The following is a 20,534-nucleotide window of genomic DNA, read 5'->3' on the forward strand; positions in this document are numbered from 1 at the left end:
CTGGCGTGATTTTCACTCCTCGACCCAGTTGAGCATCACCTTCCCGGCGTTGCCGGTGCTCATCACCCGGAACGCCTCTTCGAACTCCGTGTAGTGCATCCGGTGCGTGATGACCGGCGTGAGATCCAGCCCGATCTTGATCAGGGACTGCATCAGGTACCAGGTCTCGTACATCTCCCGGCCGTAGATCCCTTTGATGGTCAGCATGTTGAAGATCACCTGGTTCCAATCGACGGCGAGATCCCCCGAGGGAAGCCCCAGCATGGCGATCTTGCCGCCGTGGCACATGTTGGCCAGCATCTCCTTGAAGGCGTCGCCGTTTCCGGACATCTCCAGCCCCACGTCGAATCCCTCCTTCATCCCCAACTGCTGCCGCACCTGTGCCAAGGTCCCTTCCCTGACGTTGAGGGCCACCGTCGCCCCCATCTTCTTCGCCAAGTCGAGACGGTACTGGTTCAGGTCCGTTACCACGATGTAGCGCGCCCCGGCATGGCGGGCAATGGCCGTCGCCATGATGCCGATGGGGCCGGCGCCGGTGATGAGCACGTCCTCCCCCAGGATGGGAAAGGCCAGGGTGGTGTGGGTCGCGTTGCCGAAGGGATCGAAGATCCCGAGGATTTCCATGGGTATGGTGGGGTCGGCGTGCCAGACGTTGGTGACCGGGATGCAGATGTACTCGGCGAAAGCGCCAGCGCGGTTGACCCCTACCCCGTTGGTGTCCTTGCAGAGGTGGCGCCTGCCGGCCAGGCAGTTGCGGCATCTGCCGCAGACGATGTGCCCCTCGCCGGAGACGATGTCCCCGATGTTCAGGTCGGCGACGTTGCTGCCCATGGCGGCCACCCGCCCCACGAATTCGTGGCCTACCACCATGGGGACCGGAATGGTTTTACGGGCCCAGTCGTTCCAGTCCCAGATGTGCAGATCGGTGCCGCAGACCGCGGTCTTGTGGACCTTGATCAGCACGTCGTTGATCCCTACCTCCGGGACCGGGACTTCGTCGAGCCACAGCCCGGGCTTAGGGTATTTTTTAACCAGCGCCTGCATGGTCTTCTGCATGTCCTGCTCCTCTAATGTGGGTGACGTAACTTTACGTTAATGTTATCAGGGGAACGGGTCATGTAAAGGAAGGAAACGCCGCAAGGCAAGGATGGGTGCGGCATTGCGGATGTGCTATGATAACGGTATCCACTGCAAAAATAAAGGAGATTCCAATGAGCGAGCATAAAGAGTGTCCGAAGCCGGCAGAGCATAAGGCGCACATGTGCCAGTTGAAGCGCGAGGGGAGGATCGAGGAGATCGATCTGCATTCGTCAAAACCGAAGTTCATCTGCAACAGGTGCCAGGCGAAGGCCGACGAGGAAGGTTACCTCTGCACCCCCCGGCCGCTGTAACTGATAAGGGGGACAACTGATAAGGGGGACAGGCTACTTTTTTATTGGAAAAAGTAGCCTGTCCCCTTTTCCGTCCGTATTGCGCATTTCGTTGTCAATTGTTCATTGTCAACTGCCGTTAAGTGCTGTTAAGTTGACTCCTTGCATCATTAATAACTAAAGGAATTGTCCGGTTTACCGATAATTCGAGAACCAGCCTCAAAAGGTCCGCACACTTTCCAGGATAGGTTCCTGAGGTAGAAATGCTTGCTGTTCCCCGTAAAATCAGCGCGGCTTTGATCTTCCTGCTGGTGTTGTTTGGGCTGCTTTTTATCGGCGACTCGCAGCTGCAGGCGGCTTCCAGGCCGCACGTCCTGGTGCTCAATTCCTACAATGACGGTTATGAATGGTCCGACGACGAGATGCGCGGGTTGCGGGAGACCCTGACCCGCAGGCTCCCCCAAATGGAGTTCTTGATCGAGCACCTCGACACCAAGAAATTCCCCGCCAAAAAGCACTTCCCCCAGCTGGCCGACCTCCTTGCGGCGAAATACAGCGCCAGCCGTTTCCAGGTGGTGATCGCGATGGACAACGCGGCTTTCGAGTTCGCCCTGCGCTACCGTGACCGCCTCTTCCCGGGGACGCCGCTGGTTTTTTGCGGCATCAACGACTACAACCCGCGGATGATAGCGGGTCGCAAGAACCTGACTGGCGTCGCCGAACACCATGACATGGTCGGCACGCTGGAGACGGCGCTCTCCCTGCATCCCGGAACCCGGCAGGTGATGGTGGTCCACGACTATACCGACACCGGGCTCGCCATGGCGCATGAACTTTCCCAACACCATGTGCAGTTCCCGGGGGTCCGTCTACGCTTCCTCCCGAACCTCCCGCTCGAGATCGCGGTGCAGCAGTTGAAAGCGCTGCGTCCGGACACCCTTGTGCTGCTCCTTTCCTACTCGGTGGAGAAAGGGGGACGCTCCTTCACCCAAGGCCAGGTAGCCCAAATGGTGTCATCCGCAAGCCCCGTCCCCGTTTATGCCGTGCACGCCGCCCAGCTGGGAAAAGGCGTGGTCGGCGGGCGCATGATGGAGGGGGAGACCCAGGGGAGAAAAGCTGCGGAACTGGCGCTCAGGATCATCGCCGGCGAGAAGGCGCAGAGTATCGCCGTCGTAGACCAGAACCTCTCCGAGGCCATGTTCGACGATGCGGTGATGCGCAGGTTCGGCATAGACCGGGGGAAGATTCCCGCCGGGTCCCGGGCCATCAACAAGCCGGTCGCGGTGTATGCGGTGAACAAGACCGTCTTCTGGCTGGCGCTGGCCGTAGCGGTACTGATGCTGACGGGCCTTTTGACCCTCTACCTGAATAACGAACGGCGCAAGCGGCTGGAAAAAGTGCTGCAGATGTCCGAGGCGAGGTTCCGGCAGCTTTTCGACAACACCGTCGACGCCATCTATATCCACGACTTCGGCTTCAAGATACTGGAGGCGAACCAGTCGGCCTGCGACAAAATGGGGTACAGCCACGAAGAGCTGCTGCACGTAAGCCTTTATGAGATCAATCACCCAAGCCAGAGGGAGAAACTGCCGAAACGGCTTGCCGCTGCGCAAAGGGACGGGCGGGCCCTGTACGAATCGATGCACCAGACCAGGGCGGGGGAGCCGGTCCCGATCGAGGTCTCCAGCCGGGTGATCGAATTCGGCGAGCAACCGGCCATCTTGAGCGTGGTGCGTGACATCTCCCGGCGCAAGCGCATCGAGCGGCGGGAGAACGCGCGGCTGAAAATACTGGAGCAGATGGCCACAGGCTCCAACCTCGAAGAGCTTTTGGGGGACATAGTCCGCTTCGTGGAGCAGGAAAGTCCCGGCGCGCTCTGCTCCGTGCTACTCGTGGACGACTCGGGCACCCACCTGGTCCATGGCGCCGCGCCGGGCCTTCCCGACTTCTACAACCAGGCCGTGAACGGCCTCAGGATCGAACAGGGCATGGGCTCTTGCGGCACCGCCGCCTTCACCAAACAGCGCGTGGTGGTCGAGGACATCGAGACCCATCCTTACTGGACGAATTTCAGGCTGGCGCTGGACGCCGGCCTGCGCGCCTGCTGGTCCGAGCCGGTCCTCTCTCGCGAGGCGGAGGTTTTAGGGACCTTCGCCGTCTATTACCGGAGCTGCCGCAGCCCCAGGGAGGAGGAACTTGCCCTGATCGAATCGGCGGCCCACATGGCAAGCATCGCCATCGGCAAGATGCGCAGCGAGGAGAGCCGCCAAAAGCTAGAGGAGCAGATGCGCCAGATGCAGAAGATCGAGGCGATCGGGCAGCTGGCGGGGGGGCTTGCGCACGACTTCAACAACCTGCTCACGCCCATCTTCGTCTATGCCGACATCGCCAAGCGGAGCTTTGCCCACGACGACCCCAACTGGAAGAAGCTCGACGGCATCCTCGTCTCGGCCCACAAGGCGGCGGACCTCACCAAGAAGCTCCTCTCCTTCGGGCGCAAGCAGATGCTTACCATGGAAGTGCTGGAGCTGAACGAGGTGATCGCGTCGCTTCTGGACCTGATGCAGCGTACCATCAGGGCGAACATCGAGATCAGGACCAACCTGACAGATTGCGGCGCCCGGATCTTCGCCGACCGTGGGCAGATCGAGCAGATCCTGATCAATTTCGCCGTCAACGCCCAGGACGCAATCAACGGCAACGGCAGCATCGTGATAGAGACCGGTAACGTGACCATAGACGACGAGTTCTCCCGCATGAACCCCGGCATCAAGCCCGGCCCGCACGTGCTGCTCTCTTTCACCGACAATGGCTGCGGCATGGGCGAAGAGGTGCTGAGCCACATCTTCGAGCCCTTCTACACCACGAAACCTGTAGGGCAGGGAACGGGGCTAGGCCTTGCGACGGTGTACGGGATCGTGAAGCAGCATAACGGTTGGATCAAGGTGGAGAGCCAGGTAGGCAATGGCACGAGCTTCCTCCTTTATTTCCCGAGGCAGGCGGCAAAGGCGAAAATGAAGCAGGCGGAGCCTGAGAGCGCGGCAAAAATCGAGCAAAGCGACAGCCGGGCCACCATCCTGGTCGTCGACGACAACGAGAGCATCAGGGAGATGGCCCTGGAGCTCCTCCAGGCCTCGGGGCACCATGTCCTGACCGCGGAAACGCCGGCCCTCGCGCTGGAACTGGTAGGGGAGCGCGCCGTCTCCCTGGACCTGCTGGTGACCGACGTGGTGATGCCGGAGATGAGCGGACCCGAGCTGTACGAGCGCCTGGCACTCCTTCAGCCGGGGCTCCCGGTACTCTACATCTCCGGCTATACCTTCGATGTGAAGGTGCATAACCCCAGGCAGCATCAGCAGGTGAGTTTCCTTCCCAAGCCTTTCACCTCGGAGAAGTTCCTGTCTGTCATAGACAAGGCTATTTCCTGAAGCTTGTTCGACACATTTCCTTACTCTGCCGGCCCAACACTCTCAACTATCCCCGCCAATGGATCTGTTTGCAATCGCCCCTGCCGCAGTTACTGTCTGCCCATTTGTGATGTTTAAGAATAATTAATTCATCCTTGATGTAGACATGCACTGTCGCTGTTGTAACTTTTTTGCATCTGAACTTCGCAAGGTTACGCGGGACAAGGCGATTATCGTCCAGGCTCTGTCGGCTCAATGCAATGCCGGCACTGAATTTAATGCACAAGGAGGCGAAGATGAAACGGGAGAAGCTAGTTGGGAAAGCTTTACTGCTGTTAGCGCTGGGCTCGGTGGGGACCTTGTCCGGATGTGCACACTACGAAGTAAACAACGGCCGCGGAAACATCCCGGGCTACTGGATCCGCTACGAGATGCAGGAGGCCGACCGCGCCATCGAGGCTGCGCGCGCCGACGGGAAAGCCGCCCTCTGTCCTGATCAATTCAGGGAGGCCGAGGCGGCGAAGAACAACGCCTACGACGTCTTCCGGGCCTGCCACACCGAGGAGGGGGCCGCCCTGGCGAAAGAGGCGACGGCGAAGGCCAAAGCGCTCTGCCCGCCGAGACCGGCCGAGCCCGCTCCCAAGCCGGTGGTCGCTCCGCCGCCACCGCCACCGCCTGCGCCCAAGGCTCCTACCGACACGCTGCTGGTCGAACCGGCTTCCGTGACCAAGGGTGAGACCGCCACGCTCAGCTGGACTTCCGCCAACGCCAACACCTGCGCCATCGAGCCGGGTATCGGGCCGGTCCAGACCGCCGGTACTCTCACCATCACGCCGAAGGACGATATCCTCTACACCCTCGTCTGCACAGGCCCCGGCGGCGCGGCAAGAAGCGATGCCAAGGTGGCGGTGACAGCTCCCCCGGTCCCTGTCCCGGTGCCGCCGGTCAAACTGTGCAAGCCGGCGGTGCTCAACGTCCATTTCGACACCAACAAGTCCGACATCAAGCCTCAGTACCATGATGAGCTTAAGGCCCTGGCGGACTTCCTGAAGGAGTTCCCGAACGCCACCGGGACCATCGAGGGTCACACCGACAGCGTCGGCGACAAGGCCGCCAACATGAAGCTTTCTCAGCGTCGTGCCGACAGTGTCAGAAAATACCTGGTCGACAAGTTCGGCATCGCACCCGAGCGCGTGAAGGCGGTGGGCTACGGCCCGACCAAGCCGGCGGCCGACAACAAGACCGCTGCAGGAAAGCAGAAGAACCGCCGCATCGAGTCGAACTTCCATTGCGACTAAATAGTCGGATTCTAGTCTGGTACCAGCATCTTCCAGCTCTCCCCCTCCCTTGACGGGCCTGCGCGCCGTAGCGCTTCGGTCCGCGAAGGCGGGAGGGGGGATTAGATCCAAGAAAAAGGCGCCCCCCGAAGTTCGGAGGGCGCCTTTTTTAGTCGCACTCGTTTACCCGCTGCTCACTTGCCCGCCAGTTCCTCGACCACCTTTCCGAGTCCCTGCACCACCCGCGTCATCCGGCCGTAGTCGATCCTGTCGGGAGTGTCTGAGGGCTCGTGGTAGTGGGGGTAGCGGAAAGGGGCGGTGTCGGTGACCATCAGCGCCGGGTACCCTTGCTGCCAGAAAGACCACTGGTCCGACCAGCCGATCCCCGGTATTCCTGCCGGAGCCGCCACCCCCTCGGAGGGGAACTTGACGCCCCCCCTGCGAAAGGCGCCGATCGCCTGGCGCAGCAGCGACTGCGAATTCCAATTGCTGACGAAGCCGATGAAGTTGCCGGTGTCGGGATAAAAATGGCTCAGCGGCGCGGGGTAGCGCTGGCTCCCGGGCTGGTCCGCGTAGTAACCTATGGTCTCCAGCGACACCATCCCCACGATCTTCTCGCGCCGCTCCTTGGCCCGCTGGGCGTAGACCACGCTCCCCATCTCCTCCCCCTGGAAATAGGGGGCCTCCTCGTTAACGAAGGCGACGAAGCGAACGGTGCGGGCGGGACGCAGGTTGGTGCACTGCCTCGCCAGTTCCAGCAGCGCCGCGACTCCCGAAGCGTTGTCGTCGGCGCCGGGAGTTCCAGGAGCCGAGTCGTAATGCGCGCCGATGACGACGATCTCCTGGGCCTCCGTCGTCCCCTTCATCTCTACTTCCAGATTCGCTACCACCTTTCCGTCCGCCGCGAACGGCTGCTCGCTTACCGAAAGCCCGGCCTTGCGCAGCTCGGCTTTCACGTACTCGGCGGATTTGACCAGGGAGTCGTAATGCGCCACGTTGCGCTCTCCGATGGTGCCGGAAAGTTGAACGACGTGTTGGCGCAGCCTATCGCGTAGCTGCAACTCCTCCCGTTCCAAGGGCGGGAGCGCCCCCCGGTAGGACTCCCCAGGCAATATGACCATGGAACCTCCCGCAATAGCGATAAGCGCCAAAAATAGCGCGCACCCCCCGGCACAAAGGGCCGGAAATTTCTTGTATGCCATATATCCCCCTCGCCTGCGTAGACGTCGCGCAGACCAGCTAAAGATAAAATCCAGCAACGGGTTGTCAACTGCCGCAGTTCCAGCCAACGGTATCGTCAGAGCTTAAGCAGCAGTGCGAAAATTTCCTGGTATAGTCTGATCATACTGACATAGCGCCTGTAACAGCAGGTACTAAAGCCAGTATATCGGCAACTGTTGATGACATTAACAAAAGGAAATAGTGAGCGTTATTATGGATCTGAGAAAAACACATTCAGTAATACTGACAGAAGGGGACCCCGAACAGAAAAGGTCCGAGATACTGGATTACTTCCATGCCACCTTCACCATCGACGAGCGGCTCTATGAGACCCTGAAGGACGAATCGACCTTCTATCTTAAGGGGGACCACCTCCGGCATCCGCTCATCTTCTACTACGGCCATACGGCTACCTTCTTCATCAACAAGCTCATCATCGCCCGGGTCATAGACCGGCGCGTGAATCCCCGCTTCGAATCGCTCTTCGCCGTCGGCGTGGACGAAATGTCCTGGGACGACCTGAACGAGTCTCATTACGACTGGCCCACCCCCGGCGAGGTGAAGCGTTACCGGGACCAGGTGCGCGACCTGGTGGACGGCCTGATCAAGACGCTGCCGCTTACCCTCCCCATCACCTGGGAACATCCCTTCTGGGCCATCATGATGGGGATCGAGCACGAGCGGATCCACCTGGAGACCTCGTCGGTGCTGATCCGCCAGCTTCCCCTGGACCAGGTGCGGCGCCACGATTTCTGGGAAATCTGCCGGGAGTCCGGCGAGCCCGCGGCAAACGAACTGCTGCCGGTTGCCGCCGGGAGGGTGAGGCTTGGGAAAGATGAAGGGCATCCCCTCTACGGCTGGGACAACGAGTACGGAAGCCGCGAGGCGAAGGTCGAGGCTTTCTCCGCCTCGAAGTTCCTGGTCTCGAACCGCGAGTACCTAGCCTTCGTCAAGGCCGGGGGGTACAGGGAGCGGGGGTGGTGGACGGAGGAGGGGTGGAACTGGCGCAGCTTTAAGCAGGCGGAGCATCCTCTTTTCTGGGTGGAGCGCGAATGGGGGTGGGGGCTCAGAACCATGCTGGAGATCATCGATCTTCCGTGGAACTGGCCGGTCGAGGTGAATTATCTGGAGGCGAAGGCGTTCTGCAACTGGCTCTCCGCTAAAAGCGGCAAATCGATCAGGCTCCCGACCGAGGATGAGTGGTACCACCTGCGCGACCTGGCGGGGGTGCCGGACCAGCCCGGATGGAGCCGGGCGCCGGGCAACATAAACCTCGAATACTGGGCTTCCTCCTGCCCGGTGGGCCGATTCGCCTTCGGCGATTTCTTCGACCTCATCGGCAACGTCTGGCAGTGGACGGAGACTCCCATCTATCCCTTCCACGGCTTCCGGGTCCATCCCTGGTACGACGACTTCTCGACCCCCACCTTCGACACGCGGCACAACCTGATCAAGGGGGGCTCCTGGATCTCGACCGGCAACGAAGCGACCCGCGATTCACGCTACGCCTTCAGGAGGCACTTCTTCCAGCACGCCGGTTTCCGCTACGTCGAAAGCGCGCATCCTGTCGAGATCCACGAGGACCCGTACGAGACGGACGCGCTTGCCGCGCAGTATTGCGATGCGCACTACGGACCCGAGCATTTCGGAGTCCCCAACTTCCCCAGGGCCTGCGCGGAGATCTGCCTTGAGTTGACCCGCGGGCGCTCCCGGGGGCATGCGCTCGACCTGGGGTGCGCCGTCGGGCGGGCCAGCTTCGAGCTTGCCCGGGGCTTTGACCAGGTGACTGGGCTCGATTTTTCGAGCCGCTTCTTCCGCCTGGCCGCGAGGATGCAGGATGAGGGATTTCTCCGCTATGCGCTGCCGGAGGAGGGGGAGGTGGTTTCCTTCAACGAGCTGGAGCTGGCGGATCTGGGGCTTAAGGAGGTCAGGGAGCGGGTCGAGTTTTTCCAGGCGGACGCCTGCAACCTCCCCGACAAGTTCACCGGCTACGACCTGGTACTGGCTGCGAACCTGATCGACCGGCTATATTCGCCGCGCCGCTTCCTGGCGGCGATACGCGAAAGGCTCAACCCCGGCGGGCTCCTGGTGATCGCGTCCCCCTATACCTGGCTTGAGGAATACACGAAAAAGGACGAGTGGTTGGGAGGTTACCGGGAAGCGGGAGAACCGGTGTGGACTATAGATGGACTATCGCGGGAACTTTTGCCATACTTCACGCCGCTCGGTGCTCCGCGCGAGATCCCGTTCGTGATCAGGGAGACGCGCCGCAAGTTCCAGTACAGCATCGCGCAACTGACGGTATGGGAGCTTAAATGACCAAAAAGTTCGACTTCGACGAGATCATCGACCGGCGCGGCACCTCCAGCGAAAAGTGGGACAAGTACCGCGACCGCGACATCATTCCCCTCTGGGTGGCGGACATGGATTTCCGCTCCCCCCCCGCCGTCATCGATGCGCTACACGAGCGGGTGAGCCACGGCGTCTTCGGCTACACCGCCCCTTCCGAGAGCCTCGTCGAGGCGGTGCTCCAGTCGCTTAGGGACGAGTTCGGCTGGCAGGTGGCGAAGGAGTGGATCGTCTGGCTTCCCGGTCTGGTGACCGGGCTCAATGTCTCCTGCCGGGCGGTAGGTGCGGCGGGTGACGACGTCATCACCCTCACCCCGGTCTATCCCCCCTTCATGTCCGCGCCCCCTTTGTCCGGGCGAAATGCCATAAAGGTGCCGCTTCGATGCGAAGAGGGGCGCTGGGGTTTCAGCCTTGAGGACCTGGAGCGCGCGGTAACCCCCGCCACGAAGCTACTTTTGCTTTGCAGCCCGCACAACCCGGTCGGGCGCGTCTGGAGCCGCGAGGAGCTGACGCAACTGGCGCAGTTCGCGCAAAGGCACGACCTGGTGATCTGCAGCGACGAGATCCATGCCGGCCTGGTGCTGGAAGAAGGGGTGCGGCATATCCCTCTTGCCACCCTCTCCCCCGAGATAAGCGCGCGCACCATCACGCTCCTTGCACCCAGCAAGACTTTCAACGTTCCGGGGCTCGGCTGTTCGTTCGCCGTCATCTCCGACGACACGCTGCGCCGCGCCTTCAAGAAAGCGATGGGAAGGATCGTCCCCCACGTGAACCTCCTGGGATACACGGCTGCCGAGGCCGCTTATCGGCACGGGGAAGAGTGGCGGCAGGAACTGATCGCCTACCTGCGCGGCAACCGCGACTTGGTCGCGCGGGAAGTGGCGCGGATGCCGGGGCTGACCGTGGCGCCGGTGGAGGCGACCTATCTTTCCTGGATCGACCTGCGCCAGACCGGGATCGAGGACCCGGTAACTTTCTTCGAGGAGGCGGGGGTGGGCCTTTCCGGTGGGGCAGACTTCGGGCTCCCTTGCTACGTGAGGCTCAATTTCGGCTGTCGCCGCGACCTCCTGGTCGAGGCGCTGCGGCGCATGCGGGTGGCGCTGGAGGCGCGTACGGGAAACTGACACGACCACACAGGAGATATCGTATGAAAAGGACAGATATATTTAAGATCACACTGGCAGGGATCGCCGCAATCGTGGCGGTTACCTTTGGAGCGCCACGTAATGCTGCAGCCCATTGCGACACGCTCGATGGCCCCGTAATCCAGGATGCACACAAGGCGTTGGAGGCGAAGGACATCACCCCTGTTCTCAAATGGGTGAAAGCGAAAGATGAAAAGGCGGTCAAAGCGGCATTCAACAAGGCACTTGCCGCGAAAGGAGCTAATGCTGAAACTGCCCACCATAAATTTTTCGCAACCCTGGTGAAGATTCATCGTGCCGGCGAAGGTGCTCCCTTCACGGGATTGAAACCAGCCGGAGAGGTGGAACCTGCGGTAGCCGAAGCAGACAAGGCCTTGGCCGGCGGTTCGGCTGATGCACTGGTAAAACTGGTTACCGACGATGTCACGGCGGGCATAAACAAGCGTTACGAGCGTGCCGCTGCCGCCTACAAGCACAAGGATGAAAGCGTTGCCCAGGGGCGTGAGTTCGTAGAGGCGTATGTGGAGTTCACGCACTACGTGGAAAAGCTTCACATGGATGCTACCGGTAAAGGTGCTCATGGCGAACATAAGGAACCGGCCAAGGAGCACGGCGGCCATGCAGATCACGGCGCCGACAAGCACTGACGGGCAGAAAGAGTCAGTTAGTATGAAAACAGAAGTGCCAGTTGCGATTGCCGCAGCTGGCACTTTTTCTTTAGCCTCCCTGATTGTTTTCTGGCCGTCGCTCGATGAGTCAGGCAAATGACCGTTCGAGGATCACCTCGCCAGGTCGTCGCTCAACTACAACGCTTTTCTTCTGATAGTCATAGGTGTAGGTCAGGTAGCAGTTCACTCTGGGATTGCTCAGTATCTTTGGGGTAAAGGCGATGAGGTTGGTGCCCGAGTATCGGGCGGATGGTGCCAGCAGGCCGGGGTGCTCTTTGTGAACTCGTTCGGCGATCTGCTGGGTGAGAGCGTAGCTGTCGGAAATAAGTTCCGGATATCTATTTTCCTTCCCCACCAAGTCAATGAGGATCGCACGTGTCCTCACCAGATAGACGGCCCTTTCCCTCTTCAAAATACCGCTGATACCTTCTATCTTCGATTCTTCCCTCACGGTATGGTAAAGCGTTTCATACAGTGTCGTTTCGAGATCCAAGGCGCCGTACCAGACCCCGAAGGATCCATTGCCATATCGGGACAAAAGGTATGGCTCATTGGTGAATGGGTAATCAATGGCAGTGGTGTAGTCGAATCCTCTTTCGATGACCCCGGAGGGGAGGCTTGACTTGACCTGGGCCTCAGCGTCGATCGCGTATTGAGTCGCTCCCTCATCAACTGTCAGGTCGTCAAATAGATCCTGCGATTCACGCAGGGAGACGATATTCCTGAACACATCATCGTCAAAATCCCTGACCTTATCGAACAGAACCTTCACTAAAGCCCCCTGTAGTAGTCGAGGTAGCGAGAGACACGGGCCAAGCCGATGATTCCCTGCTCCTTCATCACATCCAGTGGGCGCAGATTGCCAAAGGCTTCGTTGCGGCGATTTACCCAGGAGTAACGGATCTCCGGGTTTTGGGGGTACAAGAGCCGGAGTGCTTTATGAATCGCCAAGAGCCACCCCACGCGATCCAGAGTATCGCGTCCTTCCGGCAGAGCGTCACCTTTAGCGTACCGGGACAGAAGGGAACGGCTCTTTGCGCTCAACCCGAGCAGTTCAAGCTGATCGGCCGTCGTGAGCTCCCAAAGCCCGAAGAGTTTAATCACCATCTTCGCCAAAGCCGAACGCCCCTCGGGGCTTCGAAAGTCGTTGTTTCTTTGTTGGATCGCGCTGACTGGCATGTTTTGGCCCCCCCTCTCTTGTGAATAATAATAAACATGAAATGTTTACTATGCAACACCAAAGTGTGAAAAGCCAAGGCCGTGCGCACGGGAGTGCGTGGTTAGAACTTGAAACGGTGGGAGTGGATTGTCTTCGTGCCTCCTAGGCAAATGGTCTGGCAGATAAGGCAGGTTCACTCAAAGATGGGAATCAGCCTGCGCTGAACCTTGAAGCTTCAGTTCGAGGTGGGATTCGGAAAAACGGAGGGCCGTTAAACTGAAACGGACATACGTTCATATAAAACGGAGCGCCGATTAACAGGCCAGGGGGTCAGGTCTTGTATCTTGATTATCTTTTTCCTGCCCATGTTGGCCCGCTAAAAGCCCCTGTGACAAAACATCAAGAAGCAAGACCTGACCCCCTGGCCCCTTCATTGATCTGCTTATGTTCGATGGTGAACCCGGCGCGGGTCAAAAGACCATCCATTAGCTGAAGGGGGTCGTCCATGCGATGATGATGCGATTCTCGCCGGAAGAAGATAGAAACGCATGAACGCATGGACGTCCCCCTTGTTACGCGATTTCAACGGCGTGGGTGGTGTGCGGCTTGACCGCACCAACATCCTGGTTAGCTCTTTCTGTCGTCAGTCGCAAATATTGCTTCTGGGATATTAGACGTCTCCGCCGGTTTCAATGATTTATTAGTTTCAAGCAAATATCGCTGAAGTGACAGCTTTAGCTTTTCGACAACCGGCCCCATTGCATCCCAATATTTTATATTCGCTTCATTCGCAGCAGGGACAGCTATATCGATGCGACCTCTGTCTCCTGATTGCCATGCCTGGCACTCATTAATATGAGTCAGCTTTACATTTCCGAAGTGCTTTTTAAACGCTGTACGTGCGGCCAACACCTCATTCACGATGTTTTCTGATTCAATTCTTACCGGTTCCGGTTGATCAAAATAAACAACTATCCTTTGGTAGCTCTTTAACATGGCTGTTATTAGTTTGTTAAATTCATCCTGAAAACCTGCCATAGATGCACCGTCATCCATCGGAAAATCACCAAAATTCACGGCAATTTTTTCATAATAGAATTCAACAATCTGATCATAAAAATTGAGGAGACATTCTCTCCGGCTTTTATTGAATTCCTCTCTCTCGTTGCGTATTGAGGAGATCGTCGCTTTAATCTCTTCGAGCTGCGATGAATAAAGTGCCTTTACTCGTTCAATTCTGTCAGTGATATCCCCAACATCTTCTTTGGTAGCAAGATTTTCGCCCTTTTTTTTAGTGTAAGATGGCAGGTAGTGCCTAAGAAGCAACAAAACAACAAAGATCGCTGCCAAGACAACCAGGTTTAGACCTGAGATAATATAGTTCATGTTTCCCATTTTTCAGTTAACGGCTGGGCCGTGACCCCCTGGCCGCGTTTCGGCTCTGGGGCTCAAACTTCACGCAGAAGCTCGATAAACGGAAGATCCTGAGGGTACCATCACAAAAGCCTGTGAGCAGAACATCAAGAAGCAAGACTCCCAGGCTCGATCGCTTCAATGACTCTGTCAATTTTACAGACGCGACCCCTGTGCCCACCAACCCCTGTGCCCACTCTCTCCCTGGTGGTCGAATTCAGATGCGGCGCTTGCGGTTGATTTCCTGGTATGCAAGAGTAGAAATAAGACTGTCTTCACTTCCATAGAGAGAGTAGGCTGTTATGTTCATCATATGTAGCCTCTCCAAAACCTTACCTCTTTCGCTCCTTGGTAGGATGTACTTAAAGAGCAGATCTTGGCTCCCTTCATCTCTTGCAAAAGCTTCTTCATGGCAGCAGTAGAAGACTCTGTCTTCCTTGATTTTCCTGCAAATTGTATATTCACTCTGTTGATTGAAATGTCTTTTATGTGTGGTTACATGCGGTCCGCAACCTATAATAGTTGCTTCGCTCAACATTCCGCTCTTTCCAGCAGCTAGATATTCTACAAAAACATAAATAGCGACATTGTCATCATGTGAATGCAGTTCTGGCGATTGGAAAGCAAAGAATGCGGCAATGTATGGAGAACGTGACCAGTCTAGGAGTGGCGATGGAAAACCATGGTGTCGCAGATATGCCATGAACTCATATCCAGGCGGAGGTTTAGGGGTGCCATCATCATTTGGATATGAATGAGCGAATTCCCATGTTTTTTCAGTAAAAGACTGAATCGCCGGTTGTACCGAAAGCATTATATTGTAATACTCGTCGGCCCTAAAACACTTTCCCGCGACTCTTTCTAGGGTTGTTTCTAGCAACCATGATGCATTTGAATGTCCTCTGAATAACAAAGGTGAAACATAGCTTTTATTTTCAGGGACCTTCGGGTGTAAAAGTTGGTACAGAGCGAACACATTTCCTTCGAATTCTTCCCACGTCGCGAGATTTACTACATGCATGTTATCTTTTCCTTCATCTTTAACGGGAGTGAGGCTACCCCCCGACCGGCGGGCGGGAGAGGGGTCGTGCCGATGGTTGAACAAGATGCTAGGGGGCGAAACTCGAACTAATATTCCACTTTCTCTAGCCGCCGGGAAGCTAAGTCTTTATAAAAACTGTCATTTGGCCCCGATTTTTCCATCATTAGCTTCAACCATTCTCTAGTCTTCTCCCAGTCTCTATTGCTCCAGTAGGCTTGGGCGATCTGATATCTAAATGATTGTAGAGTAGACGCATCCGGGTGATCTGACTCAAAGGCCGCGAATGTTGACAACATCATTGGCATATATTTGTAAAAGTTTCCCTTTAAACCATGTTGCTCTCCATAACGACCTGTTTCTTCCCAGCCGATAATTGTTTTTAGTTTGCCTTCGTAGGCAATCTTAGCCGCTTCGGATTTCGGGAACTCCAGAATAACCTTGTCATACCATTTTATTGCTGCTTCAACCTGTGGGATCCAACTTGAATCGATAACAAATATTTCCTTTTTCCTTTCAGACCAGAAATCAGCGTGCCGTAAATATGATTGTGCAACAGCATTTTCTATCGTTACCTTCGTAACTTCTCCTGTGATTTCTGCTAATTGTTTTACCCTGTCCTTGACAAGTGCTGCTTGTGATGATTTCGGATATTTTTCAATTAGTTTTTTCCATAAGTCCAGAGCAGATGAGATGTTCCTTTCACCGAAAGCTATAGTTCCAAGCAGATAGTAGGCTTCGGGCTTAGCCCTATCCTCTTTCGTATAAATGATGTCAATAAGTTCCCTTTTCGCTTCTGCTGTGAGCCCGTTCTGTCTGTACATTTCCGCCTTTTCGATTGAGGCTGCCATAACAATATTTGGAAAAATCACAGCAAGGCAAACCACTAACGCAAACATCTTTTTCATGTCTTTCCTCCTTTTTTGATGATGCTATATAAGTTGCCGGTTCCCTATACAGGTAATTTGTTGCCTGTATACCTACCTTACCTCAGTTCCTTATACAGGAAGCTTTTCAGGGGACAGTGTTGGCAGCCGATCCTCTCCGTGCCTCCGTGGCTAATGGCTTCTGCCTCCCGATGCGGCTAATCGGCAACATCGCCGACCCCTGCCACAGGGACGCTCTTCCTGCTTCTAACCATCCGTAGCAGCCTATCCATGTAGTAGTAGACAACAGGGGTGATGTAGAGGGTCAACAGCTGGGAGGTCAGCAATCCGCCGACTACAGCTAACCCCAGCGGCTGACGGGCCTCGCCGCCTGCGCCTAACCCCAACGCTATCGGCAGGGTCCCCATCAGCGCCGCCATTGTGGTCATCATGATCGGCCTGAACCTCACCAGCGCGCCCTCGTATATAGCGTCGACCGGGCTTTTCCCCTCTACCCTTTCCGCTTCCAGCGCGAAGTCGATCATCATGATGGCGTTCTTCTTCACGATGCCGATCAGCATGATGATCCCCACAAACCCGTAGATGTTGAGCTCGCTGCCGAAGAGCATCAGTGTGACCAGCGCCCCGAACCCGGCGGAGGGAAGGCCGGAGAGGATGGTGACGGGGTGTATGTAACTTTCGTAGAGGACGCCGAGCACGAGATAGATGACGAAGACGGCCAAGGCCAGCAGAATCAGCAACCCGCTGAAGGAGGACTGGAAGGCCTGGGCGGTTCCCTGGAACTGCTTGCTCACGCCGGGGGGGAGGATGCTCGGGGCCAGCTTGTCGACTATGGCTATGGCGTCCCCCAACGAGACATCGGGGCGGAGGTTGAAGCTGATGTTGACCGCCGGGAGCTGCTGCAGATGGTTGACGGTCAAAGGACCGATGGTCTTGCTGATGGTGGCGATGGTGTCGAGCGGCACGAGGTCGCCGGAACTGCTGTGGATGTAGAGCATGCCGAGCGCCGCCGGGTCCCCCTGGTAGAGCGGGTCCAGCTCCAGGATGACCTGGTATTGGTTGCTCGGCGCAAGAATCGACGAGACCTGCCGCGTGCTGTAGGCGTAGGAAAGGGCGTCCTCCACCTGCAACACGGACAATCCTAAGGCTGCGGCCTTGTCGCGGTTTATCTCGACGCGCACTTGGGGGTTGCTGATCTGCAGGTCGCTGGCGACGTCCAGTAGTTCGGGTACAGAGCGCAGCCTGGTCTCGAACTCGGCGGCGGCCTTGTAGAGTTCGTCCGTGTCCTGCCCTTGCAGGGTGAACTGGTACAGGCTCTTGGACGAGGTGCCGCCTATCTGGATGGAGGGGACGTTTCTCAGGTAGACCTTTATCCCCCGCAGCTTGGCGAGCTTGGGGCGCAGTTCCTGGATGATCTCGTCGGCAGAAAGCTTCCGTTCGCTTCTGGGCTTCAGCCGCATGAAGAGACGGCCGGTGTTGCTCGCCCCGCCCCCGCTGCCGATGGACGACATGAACCCTTCAATGTTGGGATCCTTGGCGATGATCTGCGCCACGGACTCCTGGAGCTGCTTCATCTCGGCAAACGATGTCCCCTGGGCGGCCTCGGTGTCGGCGTTCAGCCTCCCGGTGTCCTCGCTGGGGAGAAATCCGGTGGGAATCCTTACGAAGAGCCAGACGGTCAAAATGGTGATGATGAGGGTGACCATCATGGTGACGCGGCGATGCGAAAGGACCTGGCTCAGGGTGCGCCCGTACAGGTCGCGCAGCCCGTCGAAGAAGCGCTCCATCACGAGGTAGAAGCGGCCGTGATGAATGGCTGACTGCGGCTTCAGAAACCGGCTGCAGAGCATGGGGGTCAGGGTCAGGGAAACGAAACCGGAGACGAGGATGGCCGCGCTGATGGTGACGGCGAACTCGTGCAGCAGCCGCCCCAGTATCCCCCGCATGAAGAGGACGGGGATGAAGACGGCGACAAGCGAGATGGTCATGGAGACGATGGTGAACCCGATCTCCCTGGATCCTTTGAGGGCGGCCTGCATGGCGCCCTCTCCTTTTTCCATGTGCCTGACGATGTTCTCCAGCATGACGATGGCGTCGTCGACGACGAAGCCGACGGCCAGGGTGATGGCCATCATGGAGATGTTGTTGACGGAGAACCCGAGTAGATACATGACCGAGAAGGTCCCGACGATGGACATCGGTACGGCCAGGGAGGGGATGACGGTGGCGGAGAAATTGCGCAGGAACAGGAAGACCACCATGATCACCAGGCAGATGGTGAGGCAAAGGGTGTACTTCACGTCGGTCATCGACTCGCGGATCATGGTGGAGCGGTCGTAGAGGACGTTCAGCTCCACTGAGGCGGGCATCTGTCCGCGGAAGGCCGGCAAGAGCTTCTTCACGCTGTCCACGACTTCGATGGTGTTGGTCCCAGGCTGGCGCTGCACGGTGAGGATGATGGCGCGGGTGTTGTTGTACCAGCTGGCGGTCCTTGCGTTCTCGACGCTGTCGATGACTTTGCCGATCTCCTCCAGCCGAATAGGCGCCCCGTCGCGATAGGCGACGGCGATGGGGCGGTAGGCCTCGGCCTTGTAGAGCTGACCGTTGGTGTCGATGGTGTGCGCCTGTTTGGCCCCGTCCAGCACGCCCGTCGGCATGTTGACGTTGGCCGCGCCGATGGCGGTTGCGACCTCGTCGATGCCGATCCTGCGCGACGCCATGATCCTCGGATCGAGCTGCGCACGCACCGCGTATTTCTGCGACCCCCACACGTTCACCTGGGCCACGCCGCTGATGGTGGAAAGCCTCCGCGCGATGATGGTCTGGGCATACTCGTCGATGGCGGAAAGGGGGAGTGTGGGGGAAGAAAGCGCCAGGTAGAGGACCGGCTGGTCGGCCGGGTTCACCTTGCGAAACGACGGCGGGGTCGGCATGTTCTTCGGCAGGTCGCGGGTGGCGAGCGAAAGGGCTGCCTGCACGTCCTGCGCCGCGGCGTCGATGTCGCGGTCCAGCGTGAATTGGATGGTGATCCTGGTGGTGCCGATGCCGTTGGTGGAGGTCATCGAGTCGACGCCGGCGATGGTGGAGAGCTGATTCTCCAGCGGGGTGGCTACCGCCGACGCCATGGTGTCCGGGTTGGCGCCGGGGAGGTTGGCGCTGACCTGGATGGTCGGGAAGTCCACGTTGGGCAGGTCGTTCACCGGCAGCAGCCGGTAGGCGGCGATCCCGAAGATGAGGATGGCGATCATGACGAGCGAGGTCATGATCGGCCGGCGGATGAAAAGCTCCGCTATGTTCATGGCCTTTTTACCGCTGTAGGCTGGCTGGAGGGAAGCTCGACCTTCGCGCCCGGCGTCAGTCGCAGCTGGCCGCTGACCACCACGGTTTCACCAGGGGCCACGCCTTTCTCGATAACGCTTTCCCCCGCCTGCTCCGCGGCTACCGTGACCGACCTCATCTCCGCCGTCTTGTCGGGCTTCACGACGTAGACGTACTGCCCCTGCTGGCCGACCTGCACCGCCTGAGTCGGGACGACCACCGCATCGCGCCTCACGCCGAGCGTCATCACCACATCGACGAACTGCCCCGGCCAGAGTTTGCGGTCGGCGTTGGCGAAGACCCCTTTGAGTCGGATGGTCCCTGTGGCGCTATTCACGGCATTGTCCAGGAAGCTGATGGTGCCGGTCTCCTTGCCGTTCGGATCGTTGGGGACGACGGCCTCTATCTTCAGGGCGCGCCCCGCCATCGCTTTTTTCACCTCGGGAAGGCTCTTCTCGGGGATGGAGAAAGTCGCGTAGATAGGGCTGATCTGATTGATCGTGACGAGAGTCAGGTCGTTCGCCTTGACCAGGTTGCCGAGTTGCAGCGCAAGGTTTCCGGTCCTGCCGGAGATGGGCGAGCGGATGTAGCAATAGTTGCGCTGGATTTTGGCGTTGGCGATGGCGGCGCGGTCCGCGGCCACGGCCGCGGCGGCCGATTCGGCGTTGGTGCGCAGCTGATCGTACTGATCCTTGGTGACGATACCTTCCGCGACCAACTGCCGGTAGCGTTCCGCCTGCTCCTTGGCGAACTTGGCTTGGGCGAGATCCCGCGTGAGAGCCGCCTCGCTTTGGTTCAGAGCCGCCTGGAACGACTCCGGTTGCAGGGTGACGAGCAAGGCCCCCTTCTGCACGTCGCAGCCGTCCTGGAAATGGACCTTCGCTATCTGGCCGTTCACCTGCGACTTGATGGCGACCGAGTTAAATGGCTCGATGTTCCCTATCGCCTTCAATTGCACCGGGACGTCTTTTCTTGCCGCTGTAGCGACGGCCACCGGCACCGGGGGCTTGGCCTTCGGTTTCTCTTTTTGGGTGGAGCATGCGGACAAGGAAAGAAGAACTGTTACGAGGCTGACTGCTTGTACGAACCTGCGGCTTGTTGCTGGAAACATTATCCCCCGCCTTACTCCCGCGTTGAGCGGATGTAATTTTAATTAAATGAGGAAGCTTTGAAATTGGCGCCAGTATACGACTAAAATCCTCGGGGAAAGAAGGAAAAAAAGCGCAAATTGCGAATTGCCGCATGCGGTGCTTTTAGCTCACCCGTGCCGCCACCTCCCTC

General features: G+C 58.1%; 15 protein-coding genes. 6 read left to right on the plus strand and 9 right to left on the minus strand.

The window, feature by feature from the left end; translation table 11 throughout:
* Positions 1 to 12 precede the first annotated feature (12 nt).
* Entirely contained in the window at positions 13 to 1,056 is a 1,044-nt protein-coding gene (gene tdh / locus GBEM_RS00255; protein WP_012528491.1) for an L-threonine 3-dehydrogenase, read from the minus strand.
* A 155-nt stretch (positions 1,057 to 1,211) separates the two neighbouring features.
* On the opposite strand from tdh, the gene GBEM_RS00260 reads away from it, so the two are divergent.
* The 3 genes from GBEM_RS00260 to GBEM_RS00270 all read left to right on the plus strand — a co-directional run bounded on the left by GBEM_RS00260 (position 1,212) and on the right by GBEM_RS00270 (position 6,075).
* Positions 1,212 to 1,391, plus strand: coding sequence for a hypothetical protein (locus tag GBEM_RS00260; protein WP_148212877.1), 180 nt, complete (start codon positions 1,212 to 1,214; stop codon positions 1,389 to 1,391).
* 242 nt (positions 1,392 to 1,633) lie between these two features.
* Complete coding sequence (locus GBEM_RS00265) at positions 1,634 to 4,798, plus strand: PAS domain S-box protein (protein WP_012528493.1); 3,165 nt, start codon at positions 1,634 to 1,636, stop codon at positions 4,796 to 4,798.
* A 275-nt stretch (positions 4,799 to 5,073) separates the two neighbouring features.
* A complete protein-coding gene (locus GBEM_RS00270) occupies positions 5,074 to 6,075 on the plus strand; it encodes an OmpA family protein (RefSeq protein ID WP_012528494.1) in 1,002 nt (333 codons plus the stop codon).
* A 173-nt stretch (positions 6,076 to 6,248) separates the two neighbouring features.
* Here GBEM_RS00270 and GBEM_RS00275 read toward each other — a convergent pair whose 3' ends face one another.
* Positions 6,249 to 7,175, minus strand: coding sequence for a M28 family peptidase (locus GBEM_RS00275; protein ID WP_148212878.1), 927 nt, complete (start codon positions 7,173 to 7,175; stop codon positions 6,249 to 6,251).
* Positions 7,176 to 7,488: 313 nt separating this feature from the next.
* Between GBEM_RS00275 and ovoA the strand changes: the two genes are divergently transcribed.
* Genes ovoA through GBEM_RS00290 form a run of 3 tightly spaced genes read left to right on the plus strand, consistent with a single transcriptional unit; the run spans position 7,489 to position 11,416 of the window.
* On the plus strand, positions 7,489 to 9,594 hold the full coding sequence (ovoA, locus tag GBEM_RS00280) for a 5-histidylcysteine sulfoxide synthase (RefSeq protein ID WP_012528496.1): 2,106 nt from the start codon (positions 7,489 to 7,491) through the stop codon (positions 9,592 to 9,594).
* Entirely contained in the window at positions 9,591 to 10,748 is a 1,158-nt protein-coding gene (locus GBEM_RS00285) for a MalY/PatB family protein (RefSeq protein WP_012528497.1), read from the plus strand. Before ovoA ends, GBEM_RS00285 begins: the two co-directional genes overlap by 4 nt.
* A gap of 23 nt (positions 10,749 to 10,771) precedes the next feature.
* Entirely contained in the window at positions 10,772 to 11,416 is a 645-nt protein-coding gene (locus GBEM_RS00290) for a DUF6448 family protein (protein ID WP_012528498.1), read from the plus strand.
* A 109-nt stretch (positions 11,417 to 11,525) separates the two neighbouring features.
* Here GBEM_RS00290 and GBEM_RS00295 read toward each other — a convergent pair whose 3' ends face one another.
* The 7 genes from GBEM_RS00295 to GBEM_RS00320 form a co-directional block, all read right to left on the minus strand.
* Entirely contained in the window at positions 11,526 to 12,209 is a 684-nt protein-coding gene (locus GBEM_RS00295; protein WP_012528499.1) for an RES family NAD+ phosphorylase, read from the minus strand.
* Positions 12,209 to 12,616: an MbcA/ParS/Xre antitoxin family protein gene (locus GBEM_RS00300; RefSeq protein ID WP_012528500.1), complete on the minus strand. Its 408-nt coding sequence runs from the start codon at positions 12,614 to 12,616 to the stop codon at positions 12,209 to 12,211. Before GBEM_RS00300 ends, GBEM_RS00295 begins: the two co-directional genes overlap by 1 nt.
* 607 nt (positions 12,617 to 13,223) lie before the next feature.
* On the minus strand, positions 13,224 to 13,982 hold the full coding sequence (locus tag GBEM_RS20280) for a hypothetical protein (protein ID WP_148212879.1): 759 nt from the start codon (positions 13,980 to 13,982) through the stop codon (positions 13,224 to 13,226).
* Positions 13,983 to 14,226: 244 nt separating this feature from the next.
* The gene (locus GBEM_RS20530; protein WP_012528502.1) at positions 14,227 to 15,030 is read right to left on the minus strand and encodes an FRG domain-containing protein; all 804 of its coding nucleotides are present in this window, start codon (positions 15,028 to 15,030) and stop codon (positions 14,227 to 14,229) included.
* 107 nt (positions 15,031 to 15,137) lie between these two features.
* A complete protein-coding gene (locus tag GBEM_RS00310; protein WP_012528503.1) occupies positions 15,138 to 15,956 on the minus strand; it encodes a tetratricopeptide repeat protein in 819 nt (272 codons plus the stop codon).
* Between the two features lie 176 nt (positions 15,957 to 16,132).
* Complete coding sequence (locus GBEM_RS00315; RefSeq protein WP_012528504.1) at positions 16,133 to 19,234, minus strand: efflux RND transporter permease subunit; 3,102 nt, start codon at positions 19,232 to 19,234, stop codon at positions 16,133 to 16,135.
* On the minus strand, positions 19,231 to 20,364 hold the full coding sequence (locus GBEM_RS00320) for an efflux RND transporter periplasmic adaptor subunit (protein ID WP_012528505.1): 1,134 nt from the start codon (positions 20,362 to 20,364) through the stop codon (positions 19,231 to 19,233). Before GBEM_RS00320 ends, GBEM_RS00315 begins: the two co-directional genes overlap by 4 nt.
* Between the last annotated feature and the right edge of the window lie 170 nt (positions 20,365 to 20,534).

The sequence above is a fragment of the Citrifermentans bemidjiense Bem genome, assembly GCF_000020725.1.
GTDB classification, from domain to species: domain Bacteria; phylum Desulfobacterota; class Desulfuromonadia; order Geobacterales; family Geobacteraceae; genus Geomonas; species Geomonas bemidjiensis.

What these genes read in the sequence shown, in the direction of transcription:
- tdh (WP_012528491.1), bottom strand. Translation starts at nt 1,056, where the DNA reads ATGCAGAAGACCATGCAGGCGCTGGTTAAAAAATACCCTAAGCCCGGG.
- GBEM_RS00260 (WP_148212877.1), top strand. Translation starts at nt 1,212, where the DNA reads ATGAGCGAGCATAAAGAGTGTCCGAAGCCGGCAGAGCATAAGGCGCAC.
- GBEM_RS00265 (WP_012528493.1), top strand. Translation starts at nt 1,634, where the DNA reads ATGCTTGCTGTTCCCCGTAAAATCAGCGCGGCTTTGATCTTCCTGCTG.
- GBEM_RS00270 (WP_012528494.1), top strand. Translation starts at nt 5,074, where the DNA reads ATGAAACGGGAGAAGCTAGTTGGGAAAGCTTTACTGCTGTTAGCGCTG.
- GBEM_RS00275 (WP_148212878.1), bottom strand. Translation starts at nt 7,175, where the DNA reads ATGGTCATATTGCCTGGGGAGTCCTACCGGGGGGCGCTCCCGCCCTTG.
- ovoA (WP_012528496.1), top strand. Translation starts at nt 7,489, where the DNA reads ATGGATCTGAGAAAAACACATTCAGTAATACTGACAGAAGGGGACCCC.
- GBEM_RS00285 (WP_012528497.1), top strand. Translation starts at nt 9,591, where the DNA reads ATGACCAAAAAGTTCGACTTCGACGAGATCATCGACCGGCGCGGCACC.
- GBEM_RS00290 (WP_012528498.1), top strand. Translation starts at nt 10,772, where the DNA reads ATGAAAAGGACAGATATATTTAAGATCACACTGGCAGGGATCGCCGCA.
- GBEM_RS00300 (WP_012528500.1), bottom strand. Translation starts at nt 12,616, where the DNA reads ATGCCAGTCAGCGCGATCCAACAAAGAAACAACGACTTTCGAAGCCCC.
- GBEM_RS20280 (WP_148212879.1), bottom strand. Translation starts at nt 13,982, where the DNA reads ATGAACTATATTATCTCAGGTCTAAACCTGGTTGTCTTGGCAGCGATC.
- GBEM_RS20530 (WP_012528502.1), bottom strand. Translation starts at nt 15,030, where the DNA reads ATGCATGTAGTAAATCTCGCGACGTGGGAAGAATTCGAAGGAAATGTG.
- GBEM_RS00310 (WP_012528503.1), bottom strand. Translation starts at nt 15,956, where the DNA reads ATGAAAAAGATGTTTGCGTTAGTGGTTTGCCTTGCTGTGATTTTTCCA.
- GBEM_RS00315 (WP_012528504.1), bottom strand. Translation starts at nt 19,234, where the DNA reads ATGAACATAGCGGAGCTTTTCATCCGCCGGCCGATCATGACCTCGCTC.
- GBEM_RS00320 (WP_012528505.1), bottom strand. Translation starts at nt 20,364, where the DNA reads ATGTTTCCAGCAACAAGCCGCAGGTTCGTACAAGCAGTCAGCCTCGTA.